Origin of the sequence: Bartonella sp. MF74HXZ (assembly GCF_042194445.1) — a bacterium.
GTDB classification, from domain to species: Bacteria; Pseudomonadota; Alphaproteobacteria; order Rhizobiales; family Rhizobiaceae; genus Bartonella; species Bartonella grahamii.
In genome coordinates this window covers 25,532-45,445 of record NZ_JBHIMW010000001.1, presented here as the reverse complement: position 1 = coordinate 45,445, position 19,914 = coordinate 25,532, and the positions used below count along the sequence as shown (strand labels likewise).

Below are 19,914 nucleotides of genomic sequence, written 5' to 3'. Positions count from 1 at the left end.
GCAAGAAAATCGTTTTGATTAATTCAGAGGGTTTGAAATGAGAGTATTTTACTGTACTTAGATCTGTCATTCGATATCAAAAACGATAAATTATCTATATAAATTAAAGTTTTTTCATTAGAAAAATTATCTTGTATCATTTATTGAGTTAGTGAAAAGATTTATATTTTAGGATATATAATAGGGGAAAATGAATCTATTTTTAAAGATTTTTCTCATTGTATTTTGGTATTCTGTCTCTTAAGGATTTATTGTATTTTTGTAAAGCTGTGATTAGATTATGTAGTTATTGCTTTTTATGATAAATTCTTTAGGAATTTTTTCTGTATCGGAATTTCATTTTAATAGAGTGGGAAATACCTGAGGTTTAACTATAGGAGATGAAAATGTTTATTACGAACGCTTATGCTCAAGTTGCAGGCGATGTTTCCGGTGGAATTTCATTTGCTAGCGCTGTCCCTCTCATTTTAATTTTTGCAATTATGTATTTTTTTATCATTCGTCCACAGCGTGCCCAAATGAAAAAACGCCAAGAAATGCTTAATGCAGTACGTCGTGGTGATACAGTTATAACGGGTGGTGGTATTATCGGCAAAGTTACGAAGGTTCACGACGAGAGTGGTGAATTAGAGGTTGAAATTGGTGAGAGTATGAATATTCGTGTTATTCGCTCAACATTAGCTGATGTGCGCGTTAAAGGTGAGCCGATTGCAGAAAAAAAATCAAAGCTTAATGCTAAAACAAAAACACCACAAAAGTCTAAATCTAAAACGACAACGAAAGAAAATATGAGTGTCTCTAAAGAGAAAAAAGCTATATCAAAAGAAAATGCATCTTAAGGTGTAATGCCAGTTTATTACATTTTTTCAGCATTTTTATAAAAAGCTTGGCAAGATCAGGACAATTTCATTGGAAAAATAGCTTTTATAGTGGCTACAGAAAATGGAGTTTTTGTTTCCTTGAGATTATTAAAATAGTTGCTTTATTTATAGAATATTACGCAATTTTTTTCTGTTTTTTAAACAAGATCATTGTTTCTATAAAAAGAGACTTGCGAGTAAATAAGCTGAGAAAACTTTTTAAAAGATAGATTTATTTAAGCAGGTATAGCTTTTGATTGCGGTTTATTATCAAATTTTCATATACTTGTTGTATGAGAAGAGTAGGGTTTTATATAAAATTTCCACTTCAATACTAGGCTATGGTTAAGATATCAATGTTTGTATCAGCCTTCCTTTAATTTTATGGTGAGAAGTAGCAAAGACAATTGGATTATTCAAAAATAAAGGGTGCTTGTTCATGTTCGATGCAATTCAAATTCGTGAAGCACATTTTCCAAGTCGCGCACCTATTGATGCTTATGGAAATGGTGGATTTCGTTTTGCTGATATGTCTCATAGAGGTTCTATTATTTGTGTACCATCAGGTATTTATGGCATTGACATGGCAGGGCCTATTCCCACTCAAGAGGATATATCTCGTATTTTAGAAGAAGCTTCTGAAATCGAAGTTTTATTAATAGGTACTGGAATTGAATTATTGCGATTACCTGAAGAGTTACGGGTGCTTTTATGGGAAAAACGTATTTCCTCAGATACAATGAGTACGGGAGCGGCGGTGCGTACATTTAATGTTTTATTGGCTGAAGATCGCGCTGTTGCGGCATTATTATTTGCGGTAGAATAGAGTATTGTTTAATAAAACAAATGCTCTCGTCTAGTATGAAAGACTTGTGTGATTACTTTACTGCGCCGTAAAATACCGTCGTTTAAAGTGGTGATATAAGGGAATAAAATATACATAACTTAACACATTAAGTGTTTTTTTATACAGCAGCAAGTATTCAGGGCAGAGCTTGTTCGTAGTTCAATGAATCACATGAGTGGTCAACTCTTGGCACTTGAGACAGTTCATAAGAGGCATTTTTAATTCTTTCTTATACAATTTTTACCTACAAGCCAGCCCAGCTTGTGATGTGCAAGGGAATAGTTTTGATTGATTCAACATGGAATTGGTTTGAAATGCAAGCATTCTACGATATTTGAGATTCTAATTTAACATATAAAACAATGAATTATCATTATAAATAAATGCGTTGATAGTAATAGGAACTCACCGAGAGCAATTGGATTTTTTACAAATTGGTATTGGTAAGAATCTTTGTTCTTTAGTATGGGGAGGAGGTCAATGATTTGATGAAGTTTTTGTGATCAGGGCATTTTTATAAATAACATTGTCATCTATTCGGTGAAAAAGTGTTTTGCGTTTTTTGTTATTCTAAGTTTCACTATGCATGTTACGATTAGTTTTTAGCTTTTTTTTACTGCAAATGAAAACTTGAAGTCCGATAAGATAAGTTTTATCAGAAAAGTTATTTATTTAATTTTTTTCTTTCTAAAACGAAAAGTGACTAGAAAAGAAATTTTAATTCATAATACAGTTTAGAGACACATTTAAAAATCTTATTTTCTGAACTGTATTTGCTTATCCCTCATTTTTTAATATGAATAAAAAGAGGATATTAATTTCATTACTAAAAAAGGGACGTTAATAGGTTCAAATGATAGGCTCTCTTCCTTATTGTCTTGATATTTTACGTACCATAGATCGTGATCGCTATATATCGGTTTTATTTGCGCCTAAAAAAAAGCGCCAAGCATTGGCTGCTCTTTATGTATTTAATGCTGAAGTTTCTCGTATTCGCGAAAGTGTACATGATCCACTCATAGGAGAAATACGGTTACGTTGGTGGTATGATTCTATTGCTCATGGTGAAATGCAAACGAGTGGAAATAATCCGATTTTGAGTGATTTATTGAAAGCAATGACTCTTTTTAATTTACCTAAGACAGCTTTTTTACGTTATTGTAATGCACAAATTTTAGATCTTTATCACAATCCAATAGAAACGCTTCATGATCTAGAGCATTATTGTGGTGAGACAGCGAGCATAATTTTACAGCTTTCTTGTCAGATATTAGATCCTGATACTGCACAAGAGTTTACAGATATCTATGAACATGGAGGGATATCTCAAGGATTAAGCGGTGTATTGCGTCTTTTATCATTCATGCAATCACGATATCAATATTATTTACCTACTGATATATTAAAGGCTGTAGGAGTGAATAGGGAAGATTTGGAATCTCATCGTCTCAGTGATCAACAAAAGGATCGTATTGTTGAAGCTATGGTAGCATTATCGCGCGATCATTATACCAAATTTTACGAGTATTCTTGTGCTTTACCTAGAGTTCTTAAGCCAGCTTTTCTTCCATTGGTCATTGTCCCAGCTTCTCTTCAAAAAGCTATACAGCTGGGTGCTGCAATTTTTCAAGAGAGTGCAACGTTGCCATTAATATATCGCTATTGGTTGATAACAAGGGCAGCAATAAGCGGCAATTTTCCAAAGATATTGTAAAAGAATATTACCACGTTGGAATACGTAACATATAGACTGATTTTCTCATATGAAGATAAAAGGAACTATGGTGTTTCCAAACCATTTTTTGTTATAAAAAATGTTGATGTTTTGGTTGTTATGAGCGCAAAAGAATAAGAAATTTTATGATCTTGAAAATACGATGTATTTCTTTATCGGTAATATGTTTTATTCAGTGTATTGGAAGGGTGAGATGCAGAGAAAGAAAAATATGAGATAAAGCTCAATACATTGGTTTGTTTGATGAAAAACTTTTAAGTATGTTGATTGTATCTCATTTGCAAATGAAATAAAATTTCTATTTTATGAGAGAAGTTGTCTTGGCAGTCTATGAGTTTATAAAAAACTCTTATTTTTGAGAAATCATAATTGATGACTGTTATGATTTATGAATATATTGATTTATAATGATAATTCGTTTTTTCTCATATTGAATGAGAGTCTTGAATAGAAAAAGATTTCTTCATTTTTATAATGAATTTTAAAAATAGTTTTTTGTATACTATAAGTTGGGTGTGTAAATGAAATCATTTAAAGAAAAAGCAATACGCTCCTTATGAATGAGTATTAAGAGTAGCAATATGATAAGCTATAAATGAATGACGATAGGGATGACATTTATAGCTTAATGGGTATAGCTTAGTGTGCGACAAATTTTACAACCTTTGGATGGATAATATTTTTTAATGCGTTGCAAAAACGACTCTACATTCCATTGACTATTTTCTCGCAAATCCATACATGCACTGATTTGCGAGAGAATTAATCATTATACAAATGTTGATCCTAAGATATGCAAACAAGAGACCTATCTTACCTCTTCAACTATAGACGAAAAGCTGATGGAAACTTTATCAAATAAGTTCTTTAAATTATGTACAACCTTTTTATTGGAGAGCGTTAAAGATCTGATTATAATTTGTGCTATTAATTTCCAAAGGATGTTCTTTATTGGCAATTTGTAGCATTTCTAGCTTGAGATCTTCTCTTATCATCATATCTATATTGGCGCGGACCTCAGTTGAAAGAGTATGAGGCGTGATATCTTTAGGCATGGTGACAGTCTTTATTTGATAAATGATACGGTTTGTTGCAAGTGGACCTTTTATGATGCCATAATGACCTTTGGGAGCAGAAAATAATGCTTTAATCCCTTCAACGCCAAGAGGGTCAGATGAGTCTTGACGCCGGAGGGCGGGTGTTGTTTGTTTTGTAACACCAAGGGTACGAGCAAGAGCAACAAGACTTTTTCCTTCCGTGAGCTGTTTGAGAGCATTTTGAGCTTTTTCATCAAGAAGACGTTGGATTTCCTCACTTTTCCATTGAGAAAGAACATCTAGCTTAGCCTCTTCAAGTGTTTTATCGCGGGCAGGAATAATTTTATCGACCTTATACCAGAGATATCCACCATTTTGAAAAGAGAGAGGATCAAGATCGACTCCTTCATTTGATTGATAGATGGCATTCAGTAAAATATCTTTTTGAGGTAAATCCGTGAGTGCTGCACCTTCAAGCGTTTTTCCCGTTTTATCAATGGTAATTGTGCGCAAAGATAACTTGTATTGGTCAGCTAGCTCTTTGAGAGAAGCACCCTCAAAACGAGCATTTTCAATGGCTACATAATTGTTACGGATATCATCAGTAGCACGATTTTTGGCAAGTGTTTGGCGAATATTTTCTTCGACCTTTTCAAAAGGAAGAGAGCTTGAGGGTTCAATATGCGTGACGCGAATGATAATAGGTCCCTGTAAGTCATTTATCACAGTACTGACTTGGCCTTGTTGAAGTTCAAAAATTTCAGAGGCTAGATGACTAGGAAGTTCATTTTCTGCGAGAGGACCTTTTTTTATGTCATTAAGAGTCTTGTTTTCAGCTTTTACCAGTTCATCAAAACTCAATCCATCAGCTATTTTTTTTGCTGCATTATCGGCTTCTTCACGTGAGGGGAATTGCAGTTCCTCGAATGTACGCTTTTCAGGCGTTACAAAACGTGAAGCATTTTGTGTATAATAGGCTTTTGCCTCATCTGTTGAGATATCTTTAGGTTTTACAAAATCATTAAGTTCCATAGATAGCAAAGAGACAGTGCGGTATTCTGGAACACGAAATTGACTTTGATGTGTTTTAAACCATTTTTGTAGTGTTTCGTCATCAGGATCAGCAATTGTTTCCTTTTCTTTTAGATCAATAACGAGATAATCAGCAATACGCATTTCTCCTTGATAAAGAGCAAGTGCTTTATAAAAGAGATTTGGTGCTTTCATATCAGAGAGTAAAGCTGAAATAAGTTGGTTACGCTTTTCTTGTTTGGTGTAATAATTAAGAAAAGCACTTTCACTAATACGTAAATGCTGAAGATAGTTATAAAACAAATTTTTATCAAAAGTGCCATTTACTTGGAACATCTTATCAGAACCAATCGTATGAGCTATCGTATCTTTTGAAAGACTTATTTTCATTTTACGTACTTGTTCATCAAGCAATACATTTTGTTGTAATTGATTAAATACAAAAGCAGGAATTTGGTATTGCTGCATTTCATTTGCTGTAAACATTCGTCCAAGATGAGCAGCATATGCTAAACGAGCGCTTTGATCGGCAAGTGCAAGACGATAATCATCGACAGTTACTGTGGACTTTCCAGAAGTAATAAGATCTCTTTCACTTTTTTTGTGTAATTGCGGTATTCCCCATAGAAGAATGAAGCATAAGAGTAAAATAGCAAGGAAAATTCTAGAAATCCAAGAATTTGTAGCATTTCTTATGATGTCAAGCATTGTTCAAGTCCATTTTTAATGTGAATTATTATCAAAGCTAATGGAATTTGCAATAAAGAGATGAAAGATGCAAGCTTTAAAGACTTGCTTTCATGTTATAATTTGGTAACTACAGATAAACAATGTATTGTAAGAGCTCTTGAGGTGAAAATATGTCTCCAAATACTCGGCCTTTTCTTGCTGGAAATTGGAAAATGAATGGAACGAGTGAATCGCTTGGAGAGTTGCGTGCTATTGCTACAGGCGTTAGCTCTGATCTCAATCATCTTTTTGAGGCGCTTATTTGCGTCCCAGCAACGCTTTTATCTCGTGCTTCTGATATGCTGGATGGTGAAAATCTCCTTTTGGGAGGACAAAATTGTCATTTTGATGATCATGGTCCCTATACTGGAGATATTTCAGCTTTTATGCTTAAAGAAGCAGGAGCAAGTCATGTCATTATTGGGCATTCAGAACGTCGTACAGTGTATCAGGAAAATGATGCGATTGTCTGTGCCAAAGTGCAAGCTGCGTGGCGAGCAGGTCTTGTGGCCCTTGTGTGTATTGGTGAAACATTGGAGGAGCGTAATGATAATAAAGTGCTGGATATTCTCACGCAGCAGCTTGAAGAATCTTTACCAGATGATGCAACAGCAGAGAATACCATTATCGCTTATGAACCTGTTTGGGCGATAGGCACCGGCAATACAGCGACTCCAGAAGATATTGCAAAAGTACATCATTTCATTCGTGATAAGGTGCATTCTCGTTTTAGTGATGAAGGCAATAAGATACGTCTGCTTTATGGTGGGTCCGTAAAGCCATCCAATGCATTTGAGCTTTTAAGCATTCCTCATGTTAATGGTGCTTTGATAGGTGGAGCAAGCTTAAAAGCGATTGATTTTTTAACTATTTGCGATGTTTGTCGTAAACTATAGTAGAGAAATTTGAGTTTCCCCTTGGATTGTGTATTATTTATGTGTAAATAGCTATGAAAGAGTTATTTGAAGAGTAGGGTTTATGCAAACAGTACTTATAATTATTCATTTGTTGATTGTGATTACTTTGGTTGGTGTTATATTAATCCAACCTTCAGAAGGTGGTGGGCTAGGTGTGAGTAATAGCTCAGGGTTGATGAAAACTCGTGGATCTCGAAACCCTTTAACACGTTTGACTGCTATTTTAGCCTGTTGTTTTTTTGTTGTGTCTATTGGGCTTACCGTGGTGGGTAATATATCAAATTCTAGTTCTGATATTTTAAAGCGTATACCGGTTAATTCAGAGCAGAATTCTACCAATAAAGCCTCAGAATCAGTCCCATCATCAGATGGTGAGTCTTCCCCTTCTATTCTTGAACAGCTAGGAGGCAATTCGAATTCTCCGCAGGAACAGAAACAGTCCACAAATCCTGAAGCAGAAAGCCCAGTTCCACCGGTTCTTGAAAACACAGTTCCGGATAACAGTACGAAATAGTTTTTTAAGAAAATATAGACTTTTTAAAAGGTGATTTTTTCACCTTTTTTATTTTAGAAGAAAAATTGTTTCTTTTTGCATTTTTTGCTGGAAAAATCATTATAAATTGCTTATCACCATAAGCCCATGGCACGTTATGTTTTTATTACTGGTGGTGTGGTTTCTTCCCTTGGAAAAGGCATCGCAGCGGCGGCGTTAGCAGCGTTATTACAGGCTCGTGGCTACCGTGTACGTCTTCGAAAACTTGATCCTTATTTAAATGTTGATCCAGGTACGATGTCACCTTATCAACATGGTGAAGTATTTGTGACCGATGATGGTGCAGAAACGGATCTTGACCTTGGTCATTATGAGCGTTTTACTGGGCGGTCTGCAAATAGCCAAGATAATATCACAACAGGGCGTATTTATCGCAATATCATTGAACGAGAGCGGCGTGGTGATTATTTGGGGGCAACAGTTCAAGTTATTCCTCATGTTACGGATGAAATTAAGAGATTCATTACGATGGGAAATGAAGAGTTTGATTTTGTTTTGTGTGAGATAGGGGGAACGGTTGGTGATATTGAAGCAATGCCTTTTCTAGAAGCGATTCGTCAGCTTCGCAATGAGCTACCAAGACAAAGTGTCGTTTATGTCCATCTCACATTAATGCCTTATATACCTTCGGCAGGTGAATTAAAAACGAAACCAACACAACATTCTGTCAAAGAATTGCAAGCAATTGGTATTTCTCCTGATATTTTGCTTGTACGTGCAGATCGATCTATTCCAGAAACAGAACGGTGCAAATTATCACTTTTTTGTAATGTTCGCTCCAATGCAGTCATTCAGGCATTAGATATGCCAACAATTTATGATGTTCCTATGGCATATCATAAGGAGGGTTTGGACTCTGAAGTTCTTTGCGCTTTTGGAATCGATTCGGCACCTTCCCCTCAGATGGATCGTTGGGAAGATATTACGCATCGTATTCATCATCCTGAAGGAGAAGTTACGATTGCTGTTGTAGGAAAATATACGGGTTTAAAGGATGCTTATAAATCTCTTATTGAAGCGATTGCGCATGGTGGTTTAGCGAATAAAGTAAAAGTTAATATTGAGTGGATTGATTCGGAACTTTTTGAAAAAGAAGATTCTGTTTCAGCTTTACAAAAAGCCCATGGAATTTTGGTTCCAGGTGCTTTTGGGGCACGAGGGGCAGAAGGAAAGATTCGAGCAATTCAATTTGCACGAGAGTGTAAAGTTCCATTTTTAGGGATTTGTTTTGGGATGCAATTAGCTTGTATAGAGGCTGCGCGCAATATTGCACAGATTAAGAATGCTTCATCAAGTGAGTTTTGCGAAACAGAAAATCCAATTGTAGGTTTAATGACAGAATGGCTTAAAGGAGACGTTCTTGAAAAACGTACAAGAAATGGTGATCTCGGCGGATCAATGCGTCTTGGTGCTTTTGCTGCTGAATTAAAAGAAGAGAGTCATATTGCTCAAATTTATGGGATGACCAAGATTGTCGAGCGACATCGTCATCGGTATGAGGTCAATATTGATTATAAGGATAAGTTAGAACAGTGTGGTTTGATTTTTTCTGGGATGTCTCCTGATGGTATTTTACCAGAAACTATAGAATATGCAGATCATCCATGGTTTATTGGTGTTCAATATCATCCAGAATTAAAATCCCGTCCTTTTGATCCACATCCGCTTTTTTCTTCTTTTATTGAAGCCGCTGTAGAACAAAGTCGATTGGTTTAATGCATAAATTGGGTTACTTTGCTTTTGAGGGATAAAATGACTAAACCAAATGCCCGTGTGAAAGTTGGAAATATTATTTTTTCAAATGAAATGCCTCTTTCATTAATTGCAGGGCCGTGTCAGATGGAAAGTCGCGATCATGCTTTTGAAATGGCTGGTCGTATTAAAACAATTACCGATCAGCTTGGTATCGGGTTTGTTTATAAATCGAGTTACGATAAAGCTAACCGAACTTCTTTAGGGGCGGCACGTGGTATTGGTCTTGAAAAAGCAATGGCTGTTTTTTCTGATTTAAAAAAGGAGTTTGATTGTCCCATATTAACTGATGTGCATACAGAAGAGCAATGTACAATTGTTTCTTCTACGGTTGATATTTTACAAATACCGGCTTTTTTATGTCGTCAAACAGATCTTTTGGTAGCAGCCGCCAAAACAGACTGTGTTATTAACATTAAAAAAGGTCAGTTTTTAGCGCCGTGGGACATGGAGAATGTTTTAAAAAAGGTTGTTTACAGTGGTAATCCGAATGTTATGCTTTGTGAGCGAGGCACATCATTTGGTTACAACCGACTTATTTCTGATATGCGTTCATTGCCTATTTTACGTTCATTTGGTGCTCCTGTTATTTTTGATGCAACGCATTCTGTTCAAGAACCTGGGGGACAGGGGGCTTCATCTGGTGGACAGCGTCAATTTGTTGAAGTTTTAGCACGTGCGGCTGTTTCTGTTGGGGTAGCAGGTATTTTTTTAGAAACGCATCAAGATCCAGATAATGCACCTTCTGATGGACCCAACATGGTTAAACTTGATAATTTAAAAAGATTGCTTGAGACTTTAATGGAGTTTGATTATCTGTCAAAGAAGTTGAATTAAGAAGAGAAAAAATATTTTATTAATAGGGCATTAGAAATGAATCGAGACTTTTATTGGATAAGGAAACACATATGACTATAATTGTCGATATCATTGGACGTGAGGTTCTTGATAGCCGTGGTAATCCAACGGTAGAAGTTGATGTTCATTTGGAGAATGGAGCTTTTGGTCGTGCTCTGGTTCCATCGGGAGCTTCAACAGGAGCACACGAGGCTATAGAGCTTCGTGATGGTGGTTTGCGCTATCAAGGGAAAGGTGTTGAAAAAGCGATTGCTGCAGTTAATGGCGAAATTCTTGAAGAACTTGGTGGGCGGGATGCAACAAATCAAATCGCTATTGATCAAGCAATGATTGCTTTGGATGGAACGCCAAACAAAGCCCGTCTTGGTGCCAATGCACTTCTTGGTGTTTCATTAGCTGTTGCGAAAGCAGCTGCGGATTCATTAAATTTACCTTTGTATCGTTATATTGGTGGTACACAAGCGCATATTCTTCCAACCCCTATGATGAATATTATTAATGGTGGCGTTCATGCTGATAATTTGATTGATTTTCAGGAGTTTATGATTATTCCTATAGGAGCCCCTACTGTAAGAGAAGCTATCCGTTATGGCGCTGAAATTTTCCATGCGTTGAAAAAGCGTTTAAAAGATGCGGGTTATAATACCAATGTTGGTGATGAAGGTGGTTTTGCACCTCAATTTAAAAGTGCTGATCAAGCAATTGATTTTATTATGGAATCTATTACAACATGTGGCTACAAACCAGGGGAACAAATTGCCATTGGTTTAGACTGTGCTTCAACCGAATTTTATAAAAATGGTTCGTATTTTTATAAAGGTGAGGGGAAATGCCGTGACATCCAAGAGCAGGTAGATTATTTAGCGCAGCTTGTGAAAAATTATCCTATTATTACAATTGAAGATGGAATGGCTGAGGATGATTGGGAAGGTTGGAAGTTACTCACTGACACAATTGGAGAAAAATGTCAGCTTGTTGGCGATGATTTGTTTGTAACGAATTCAGCACGTTTGCGTGATGGCATCAAAATGGGGGTAGGCAATTCTATTCTCATAAAAGTTAATCAAATTGGTACATTGAGTGAAACACTTGATGCTGTAGAAGTAGCACATAAAGCAGGTTATCGTGCCATTATATCTCATCGTTCAGGCGAAACAGAGGATTCTTTTATTGCAGATCTTGCTGTTGCAACGAATTGTGGACAAATTAAAACAGGTTCTCTTGCACGTTCGGATAGATTAGCAAAATACAATCAACTTATTCGTATTGAAGAAATGCTAGGGGCCCAAGCGCGTTATGCTGGTGATTTATATCGTGTATAGTTGTGAGCACAAAATATGAAAGTATAAGATCATTTAGACTATGAAATTGAGATTTCTTATCAAAGGCATATACGCAATAATTTTTAAGTGTTTAAATTTATAGGGATTAAGATGAGAGGTATAATTATTAGTCAAGATCAAGGAACTTATCTCGTTTCGGGTGATGATGGTAAACGTTATCAGTTTGCGACTTGGGATTGGATGGGAAAGAATCCGCCAAGGATCGGTTATACTGTTGATTTTGTCTGTGAGGGGGGTGTTGTCAGTTCTGTTTTTCCATTGTTGAGACCAGGTACAGAGAATTCAAAGATAATGTTCGCACTCCTTTGTTGGTGTTCAGGTATCTTTGGTGTTCATCGCTTTATGGTTGGTAAAGTTCGGACTGGTGCTTTAATGCTGATTCTATCTTTATCATTGTTTGGATTGATAATTACCGGTATTTGGGCAATTGTTGATTTTATACTCATTCTTGGTGGAAGATTTACGGATAAAGATGGGAATCAGATTACAGATTTTTAAAAATTTATAATAAAAAGAAAATAATTAAGTTTACTTTTTATTTTGATCAATATAGTAAGCTGCATAATGCAAGATTGTTGTACTCTATTTCTTTAATGTGAGATATTAAGAGAAATATGCACAGTTGAATAAAAGTATTGAAAAAGGCTGTGCTATTTTATGTGGGTAAAACAACGGCGTAAATCCACTAAGGTGTGTTTTGTATTGCTGCTTATAGCTGCAGAAAACATTAGCTCATTGGGGGGGGATCAAAACTATTTTAATTTCACGTTTATCACGGCTGCTACAAATTTTATTTACACCGTGAGGTTAATCAGCATATTATAAAAAGAAATAATCTCTTTATGAATAACACATGAGGAGAAGCTTTATAGGTGGTCGAGGATGAAAGGTAAGATTATTGGTCAGGATCAAGGAGATTATTTTGTTTCTGGGGCTGATGGTAAGCGTTATCAATTTACGAGTTGGGATTGGTTAGGAAAAAAACCACCAAAAGTGGGTGATACCGTTGATTTTGTATATGAAGATAATGTTGTTAAATCTGTTCTCCCTCTTTTGAGTAAATCGCAGTCAGAAAAATCAAGATTGGCGATAGCACTTGTTTGTTGGTTTTTTGGATGGTTGGGAATTCATCGCTTTATGGCTGGTAAAGTTGGAACGGGCATTGCAATGCTTCTTATAACGATAACAGGTATAGGGCTGTTAGTTACTATACCGTGGTCGTTTATCGATTTTATAGTTATTTTATCCGGATATTTTAGGGATGAAAATGGGGATAAAATTATAAATTGGTAGAAATTTTAGAATAATATAAAATGTAAAGAGCTAAGAATTTTCTTTACTTTTAATGTTGTCAATATATTAATTTAATAATGTAAATTATTTTAGTCTATGTCTTTAAATGTGAAATATTAAAGAAAATTATGAATATTTAAATAAAACTATTGAAAAAGACTGTACTATTTCATATGAAAAAAGCAAAGGTGCAAATCGAACAGCGTGCTTTGTATTACCACTTGTAATTGCGGGAATTTTAAGTTGTTGGGGGATTTTTAGCTTTTTAAATTGTCATATATCACGGTGAATACAGACTGTATTCATGCTGTGAGGTTTATTCAACATATTATCATATTAGAAGAAAAGCTTCTTTATGAATAACAATTTTATAGGTGGTGAAGATGAAAGGTAAGATTATTGGTCATGATCAAGGAGATTATTTCATTTCAGGGGCTGATGGTAAGCGCTATCAGTTTGCGAATTGGGATTGGTCAGGAAAAACGCCGCCGAAAGTTGGTGACGTCGTTGATTTTGTGTGTGAAGGGGATACCATTAAATCTATTTTCCCTATCTTGACTGAAGGTCAGTCACAGCAATCAAAAGTGACGTTAGCGGTCGTTTGTTTTTTTCTAGGTGGACTAGGAATTCATCGTTTTATGGTTGGTAAAGTTGGAACGGGCATTGCAATGCTTCTTATAAATATAATAAGTGTAATACTTATAATAAGTGTAATATTTATGCCGGTAGGGCTTATAGGAGTTTTTTTGATAATTACACCTTGGGTATTGATTGATTTTATAGTCATTTTAACAGGAAATTTTAAAGACAAAGATGGGTGTAAAATCACAAGTTAGTGGGATATCCAATATTTGTAATACAAAAAGTGGGGCATTCAGCTTACTTTGATTGTATTTAAGGGGGGGGATAAATTGGTGATAACAAATTGTTTGAGTGTATAGATTTGGTAATGAGGTATTAATCAAAATCGTGCATAGTTGGGAAAAATATTAAAAAATTTGTGCTGTAAAGACTGTGCTATTTTATGTGGACAAAGCAGAAACGTCGATCAATCAAAGTGCGCTTTGTACTACCTCTTATGACGGTGGGAGTCTTAAGCTATTTCAGTTATCACATTTATCATGGTGAGTATGGATTGTATTCACGCAGTGAAGTTAATCAGCATATTAGCGAATTAGAAAAGGAGCTTCATAAAATAGAAGCTGAGCGGATATTCATGGAAAAGCGTATTTCTCTTTTACGCAATGGACATATAGAAAAAGATATGCTGGATGAGTATGTCCGAAAGAATTTGAACTTTTCTAAGCCAAATGAACTGACAATCTTAATACCTTGAAATGATACCAAAGGTAAATGAAAAATCGCTTAATTTAAACAACAATCAGCAATGATATTGTTTAAGCCGATTGATAAGGCTTGTAACTTTTGTTCGTAAAGGTTATTCCTAAATAATCATAAAAGGGAGTTTAATATGGCAGAACGACTTAAAAAAAATTCTGCGTCGGTGGCGCGCACTGCATTATCAAGCACCACAAAGAAAGCACCAATAGCAGACTTTACAAAAGAAGAAGAAATTGATGCTTATCGTGAAATGCTTTTAATTCGCCGTTTTGAAGAAAAAGCAGGACAACTTTATGGTATGGGGCTTATTGGGGGATTTTGTCACCTTTATATTGGTCAGGAAGCCGTTGTTATAGGAACATTGAAAGCGGCAAAAGAAGGTGATCAGGTTATTACGTCTTACCGTGATCATGGTCATATGTTAGCCGTTGGGATGAGCCCACGTGGTGTCATGGCAGAATTAACGGGACGTCAAGGTGGCTTTTCCAAAGGGAAAGGTGGCTCGATGCATATGTTCTCTAAAGAAAAGAACTTTTATGGAGGACATGGTATTGTTGGTGCGCAGGTTCCAATTGGTTCAGGTTTGGCATTTTCGAATCAGTACCTTGGTAAAGATAATGTGACATTGGTTTATTTTGGTGATGGTGCCGCAAATCAGGGGCAGGTTTACGAAAGTTTTAATATGGCTTCACTTTGGAAGCTTCCTGTTGTTTATATTATTGAAAATAATCAGTATGCTATGGGAACGTCAGTTTCACGTGCATCTGCAGAAACTGATTTTTCCCGACGTGGTCTTTCTTTTGAAATTCCAGGTATTGTTGTTGACGGTATGGATGTTCGATCAGTAAAAGGAGCTGCTGATGAAGCGATTTCTTGGGCACGCTCAGGTAAAGGACCGATCATTCTTGATATGCAGACCTATCGCTATCGTGGTCATTCCATGTCTGATCCAGCAAAATATCGTTCAAAGGAAGAAGTCCAAAAAATAAAAGAGGAACACGATCCGATTGATCAAGTAAAAAGTCGGATTCTTAAGAAAAATTGGGCGAACGAAGATGATTTAAAGTCTATTGAGAAAGAGGTTCGTGCAATTGTTGCTGATGCGGCAGATTTTGCACAAAGTGATCAAGAGCCAGATGCTTCTGAGCTCTATACTGATATTTTAGTTTGATGCGAGGGAAGCAAGTATGTCTATTGATATTTTGATGCCGGCGCTTTCACCAACTATGGAAGAAGGTAAACTGTCTAAATGGCTCAAGAGAGAAGGTGATAAGGTTAGCTCTGGCGATGTTATTGCTGAAATTGAAACGGATAAGGCTACAATGGAAGTAGAGGCCGTTGATGAAGGTACTCTTGGTAAAATTTTTGTGCCTGAAGGTTCTGAAGGTGTAAAGGTTAACACTGTTATTGCGATTTTGTTAGAAGAAGGTGAGCGTGCTGAGGATATTTCGCAACCTACGGACACAGCACAAAAAACTAAGGGATCTCCTCTTTCTCTGCCTTCCTCAGTTCCGCAGGTTCCTACTTTTGATACGTCTCCTGATTTTGATATTCCAGCGGGAACACAAATGGTTACAATGACAGTTCGTGAAGCGCTTAATCAGGCTTTGGCTGAAGAAATGCGGCGTGATGAAAAGGTTTTTCTCATGGGGGAAGAAGTCGCGCAATATCAAGGTGCCTATAAGGTTAGTCAGGGTTTATTGGAAGAATTTGGAGAGCGCCGAGTTATTGATACCCCAATTACAGAGCACGGCTTTGCTGGGTTGGCTGTTGGGGCTGCTTTTGGAGGGTTACGTCCCATTGTTGAGTTTATGACCTTTAATTTTGCGATGCAGGCGATGGATCAAATTATTAACTCAGCAGCAAAAACACGTTATATGTCTGGTGGACAAATGACCGCTCCTATGGTTTTCCGAGGTCCCAATGGTGCGGCTGCCCGTGTTGGTGCTCAACATTCTCAATGTTATGCTGCATGGTATAGTCATGTACCGGGTCTGAAAGTTGTCATGCCTTATAGTGCTGCAGATGCAAAAGGTTTGCTGAAAGCTGCTATTCGTGATGATAATCCTGTTATTTTTCTTGAAAATGAGATTTTGTATGGGCATCAATTTGATGTCCCTCAACTGGATGATTTTGTTTTGCCTATTGGTAAGGCGCGTATTCATAAGTCTGGACAAGATGTGACGATTGTCACGTGTGGAATTGGGATGCATTATGCCGTTCAAGCGTTGCCGGAAATTGAACAACTTGGTATCGATGTTGAATTGATTGATTTACGAACCATTCGCCCGATGGATCTTCCAACAATTCTTTCTTCAGTTAAAAAAACAGGTCGTTTGGTAACGATTGAAGAGGGATTTCCTCAGTCATCCGTGGGAACTGAAATAGCAACGCGTGTTATGCAGCAGGCTTTTGATTATCTTGATGCGCCAATTGCTACGATTTCTGGCAAAGATGTTCCGATGCCTTATGCTGCTAATCTTGAGAAGTTGGCTTTGCCTAATACTGCTGAGATTATTGAGGCCGTTAAGGCTGTGACATACAGAGCATAACGGAGGAAAGCATAATGCCCATTAAAATTACAATGCCAGCACTTTCCCCTACGATGGAAGAGGGAAATTTAACAAAATGGAATATTAAGGAGGGAGATAAGGTCTCTTCTGGTGATGTTATTGCTGAAATTGAGACGGATAAAGCGACAATGGAAGTCGAAGCCGCTGATGAAGGTAGGGTTGCCAAAATTGTTGTTCCTGCTGGAACACAAGGCGTTAAAGTAAATGCTTTAATTGTTGTTTTAGCAGAAGAAGGTGAAGATTTAGCTGAAGCTGCAAAAGTTTCAGAAGAAATCTCTTCTTCTACAAGACAAGAACCAGAGGGCGTAAAACAGACAGATACTCTGAAACAGACGGACTCAAAGGGTACAAAAATGTCTCATGAATCATCAGCTCAGCAATTAATACAGCAAGATAAAAAGGAAGCGCGTCTTTTTGCCTCTCCCTTAGCGCGGCGATTAGCATCTCAGGAAGGACTTGATTTATCCCTTATTTCTGGAAGTGGTCCGCATGGGCGTATTATCAAGCGCGATGTAGAAAAAGCTGTGAGTAGTGATATGTCTAAAGTGTCTTATTCATCGCAAATAGGGGAGCTAGTAGCTACAGGTGCTTCTGACAAACAGATACTGAAACTCTTTAAAGAGGATGAATACACCTTCGCACCCCATAATAATATGCGTAAAACAATCGCAACACGTTTGATGGAATCAAAACAGAGAGTTCCACATTTCTATGTAACGGTAGATTGTGAACTTGATGCGCTATTAGCACTGCGTACACAACTGAATGCTGCTGCACCAATGATTAAGGGGCAGGAAGAAACTCAGCCTACTTATAAGCTTTCTGTTAATGATATGGTGATCAAAGCTGTCGCACTTTCTTTGAAAGCTGTTCCTGATGCGAATGTCTCTTGGCTTGAAGGCGGAATGCTTCATCATAAACATTGTGATGTTGGGGTTGCTGTTTCTATTCCCAATGGATTAATTACGCCGATTATTCGCCATGCAGAGGAAAAGCCGTTATCACTTATTTCCAAAGAGATGAAGGATTTTGCAAAGCGTGCGCGTGAGGGCAAGTTAAAAATGGAAGAATATCAGGGTGGAACAACAGCTGTATCAAATATGGGGATGTATGGTATAAAAAGTTTTTCGGCTATCCTTAATCCACCGCATGCGACGATTTTTGCGATTGGTGCAGGGGAGCAACGCGCCGTTGTTAAAAATGGTGCATTAGTTGTTGCGACAGTTATGTCAGTTACAATTTCTGCGGATCATCGTGCTGTCGATGGTGCTTTAGCAGCAGAGCTCGCGCGGGCTTTTAAGAAGATGATTGAAAATCCATTAGCAATGTTGGTTTGAACTGTTTAACAGTTATTCACGTAAATTGTGAGAGAGTGTGTTAAGAGAATAAAAACAAATTTAAGAGTTTGAAGAGCAATGTTATTGCTATTTCTGGTTTGGGTAAAGCATTTACGTGGAGCTTAAAGAAAAAGACATAAGATAATTCTGTGATGTTGTTTTGCAGTCTTAAGTTCAAAAAATGCATACCCATTTTATATATATCCATGGAGGAATTACTGTGGCAAATCTTTATGATGTAATTGTGATTGGATCAGGTCCAGGCGGATATGTAACCGCAATTCGTGCAGCACAATGTGGCTTTAAGACTGCGATTGTTGAACGTGAACATTTGGGAGGGATCTGTTTAAATTGGGGATGTATTCCAACAAAGGCCCTTCTACGTTCAGCGGAAATGAAACATTTTGCTGAGCATGCAAAAAATTATGGACTAAAAATTAATGGTTCAATTGAGGCAAACATCAAAGATGTTGTAGCACGTTCACGCGGTGTTTCAGCACGTTTAAATGCTGGCGTTGATTTTTTAATGAAAAAAAACAAAATTGATATTATCTGGGGTGAAGCAAAGCTTACCAAAGAAGCGAAGGGAAGCCATCCTGCGGAAATTATGGTTTCTTCATCCTCCAAACCGATTATGCAACCGCAAAATCCAGTCCCTAAAGGGACGTTAGGGGAGGGAACTTATCAAGCAAAGTATATCATTATTGCAACGGGCGCACGTCCTCGTGTCCTTCCTGGTATTGAGCCAGATGGAAAACTCATTTGGACTTATTTTGAAGCTATGATACCGCCAGCAATGCCAAAATCGCTTTTGGTTATAGGGTCTGGGGCTATTGGCATTGAATTTGCCTCTTTTTATCGTGATATGGGAGCTGAGGTAACTGTTGTTGAAATGATGCCCCACATCATGCCTGCTGAAGATATTGAAATTTCAACGTTTGCTTGTAAACAGTTAGAGAAAAAAGGTTTACGCATTTTTCGTCAAGCAAAAGTAACAAAGGTTGAAAAATCTTCTGATTCTGTGACTGTAGATATTGATGTTCAAGGTAAAATAGAGTCAATGACTGTTGACCGGTTGATTTCGGCTGTTGGGGTGCAAGGTAACATTGAGAATCTTGGTTTAGAAGCTTTGGGAATAAAAACCGATCGCGGGTGCATTGTAACCGATGAATGGAGTTGGACGGGGGTGGAAGGCATTTATGCTATTGGTGATGTAGCAGGTCCTCCTATGTTGGCACATAAAGCAGAAGAAGAAGGTGTGATATGTATTGAGCATCTTGCAGGTTTAAAGAATGCTCATCCGCTTGATAAAAGAAAAATTCCAGGGTGTACATATTGTACACCACAGGTTGCCTCTGTAGGGCTTTCAGAAGCTACAGCAAAAGAAGCAGGTTATGATATACGTATTGGTCGTTATTCTTTTGCTGCGAATGGCAAGGCGATTGCTTTGGGTGAAGATCAGGGGTTAGTAAAAACGATTTTTGATAAAAAAACAGGACAGCTTCTTGGGGCCCATATGGTAGGGGCTGAGGTAACAGAATTGATACAGGGTTTTGTTATTGCCATGAATCTTGAAACAACAGAAGAAGAATTAATGCATACTGTCTTTCCACATCCGACTTTATCGGAAATGATGAAAGAAAGTGTATTGGATGCTTATGGTCAAGTTTTAAACGCTTGATGACTGGATTGTGTGAAAGATTTTAT

General features: G+C 37.1%; 17 protein-coding genes. 16 read left to right on the top strand and 1 reads right to left on the bottom strand.

What is annotated here, in order from left to right:
- Positions 1–386: 386 nt before the first annotated feature.
- The 3 genes from yajC to ACFIJ8_RS00195 all read left to right on the top strand — a co-directional run bounded on the left by yajC (position 387) and on the right by ACFIJ8_RS00195 (position 3,421).
- Positions 387–839 (top strand): preprotein translocase subunit YajC, encoded by a 453-nt coding sequence (yajC, locus tag ACFIJ8_RS00205; RefSeq protein ID WP_208438545.1) that lies wholly within the window; start codon positions 387–389, stop codon positions 837–839.
- Between the two features lie 460 nt (positions 840–1,299).
- Positions 1,300–1,686 carry an Mth938-like domain-containing protein gene (locus ACFIJ8_RS00200; RefSeq protein WP_273723333.1) on the top strand — a complete coding sequence of 129 codons (387 nt, stop codon included), beginning with the start codon at positions 1,300–1,302 and terminating at the stop codon, positions 1,684–1,686.
- A gap of 874 nt (positions 1,687–2,560) precedes the next feature.
- On the top strand, positions 2,561–3,421 hold the full coding sequence (locus ACFIJ8_RS00195; RefSeq protein WP_273788355.1) for a phytoene/squalene synthase family protein: 861 nt from the start codon (positions 2,561–2,563) through the stop codon (positions 3,419–3,421).
- 908 nt (positions 3,422–4,329) lie between these two features.
- Here the strand turns inward: ACFIJ8_RS00195 and ACFIJ8_RS00190 are convergent.
- A complete protein-coding gene (locus ACFIJ8_RS00190; protein ID WP_375638550.1) occupies positions 4,330–6,219 on the bottom strand; it encodes a peptidyl-prolyl cis-trans isomerase in 1,890 nt (629 codons plus the stop codon).
- Between the two features lie 152 nt (positions 6,220–6,371).
- On the opposite strand from ACFIJ8_RS00190, the gene tpiA reads away from it, so the two are divergent.
- The 13 genes from tpiA (at position 6,372) to lpdA (ending at position 19,888) form a co-directional block, all read left to right on the top strand.
- A complete protein-coding gene (gene tpiA / locus ACFIJ8_RS00185; protein WP_375638548.1) occupies positions 6,372–7,136 on the top strand; it encodes a triose-phosphate isomerase in 765 nt (254 codons plus the stop codon).
- 82 nt (positions 7,137–7,218) lie between these two features.
- Complete coding sequence (gene secG / locus ACFIJ8_RS00180) at positions 7,219–7,671, top strand: preprotein translocase subunit SecG (RefSeq protein ID WP_273788352.1); 453 nt, start codon at positions 7,219–7,221, stop codon at positions 7,669–7,671.
- Between the two features lie 126 nt (positions 7,672–7,797).
- On the top strand, positions 7,798–9,426 hold the full coding sequence (locus ACFIJ8_RS00175; RefSeq protein WP_375638546.1) for a CTP synthase: 1,629 nt from the start codon (positions 7,798–7,800) through the stop codon (positions 9,424–9,426).
- A gap of 36 nt (positions 9,427–9,462) precedes the next feature.
- The gene (kdsA, locus tag ACFIJ8_RS00170; protein WP_375638544.1) at positions 9,463–10,299 is read left to right on the top strand and encodes a 3-deoxy-8-phosphooctulonate synthase; all 837 of its coding nucleotides are present in this window, start codon (positions 9,463–9,465) and stop codon (positions 10,297–10,299) included.
- A 71-nt stretch (positions 10,300–10,370) separates the two neighbouring features.
- Positions 10,371–11,642 (top strand): phosphopyruvate hydratase, encoded by a 1,272-nt coding sequence (gene eno, locus ACFIJ8_RS00165; protein ID WP_273788350.1) that lies wholly within the window; start codon positions 10,371–10,373, stop codon positions 11,640–11,642.
- A gap of 111 nt (positions 11,643–11,753) precedes the next feature.
- Complete coding sequence (locus ACFIJ8_RS00160; RefSeq protein ID WP_273788349.1) at positions 11,754–12,161, top strand: TM2 domain-containing protein; 408 nt, start codon at positions 11,754–11,756, stop codon at positions 12,159–12,161.
- Positions 12,162–12,545: 384 nt separating this feature from the next.
- On the top strand, positions 12,546–12,956 hold the full coding sequence (locus ACFIJ8_RS00155; protein ID WP_273788348.1) for a TM2 domain-containing protein: 411 nt from the start codon (positions 12,546–12,548) through the stop codon (positions 12,954–12,956).
- A gap of 383 nt (positions 12,957–13,339) precedes the next feature.
- Positions 13,340–13,792, top strand: a complete 453-nt coding sequence (locus tag ACFIJ8_RS00150) for a TM2 domain-containing protein (protein ID WP_375628670.1) — start codon at positions 13,340–13,342, stop codon at positions 13,790–13,792.
- A 188-nt stretch (positions 13,793–13,980) separates the two neighbouring features.
- Entirely contained in the window at positions 13,981–14,292 is a 312-nt protein-coding gene (locus ACFIJ8_RS00145; RefSeq protein WP_012754998.1) for a septum formation initiator family protein, read from the top strand.
- Between the two features lie 135 nt (positions 14,293–14,427).
- Complete coding sequence (gene pdhA, locus ACFIJ8_RS00140; RefSeq protein ID WP_273788346.1) at positions 14,428–15,468, top strand: pyruvate dehydrogenase (acetyl-transferring) E1 component subunit alpha; 1,041 nt, start codon at positions 14,428–14,430, stop codon at positions 15,466–15,468.
- A gap of 16 nt (positions 15,469–15,484) precedes the next feature.
- Positions 15,485–16,849 (top strand): pyruvate dehydrogenase complex E1 component subunit beta, encoded by a 1,365-nt coding sequence (locus ACFIJ8_RS00135; RefSeq protein ID WP_273788345.1) that lies wholly within the window; start codon positions 15,485–15,487, stop codon positions 16,847–16,849.
- Between the two features lie 14 nt (positions 16,850–16,863).
- Positions 16,864–18,207 (top strand): pyruvate dehydrogenase complex dihydrolipoamide acetyltransferase, encoded by a 1,344-nt coding sequence (locus ACFIJ8_RS00130; RefSeq protein ID WP_375638542.1) that lies wholly within the window; start codon positions 16,864–16,866, stop codon positions 18,205–18,207.
- 220 nt (positions 18,208–18,427) lie between these two features.
- Positions 18,428–19,888 (top strand): dihydrolipoyl dehydrogenase, encoded by a 1,461-nt coding sequence (gene lpdA, locus ACFIJ8_RS00125; protein ID WP_375638540.1) that lies wholly within the window; start codon positions 18,428–18,430, stop codon positions 19,886–19,888.
- The last annotated feature ends 26 nt before the right edge of the window (positions 19,889–19,914 follow it).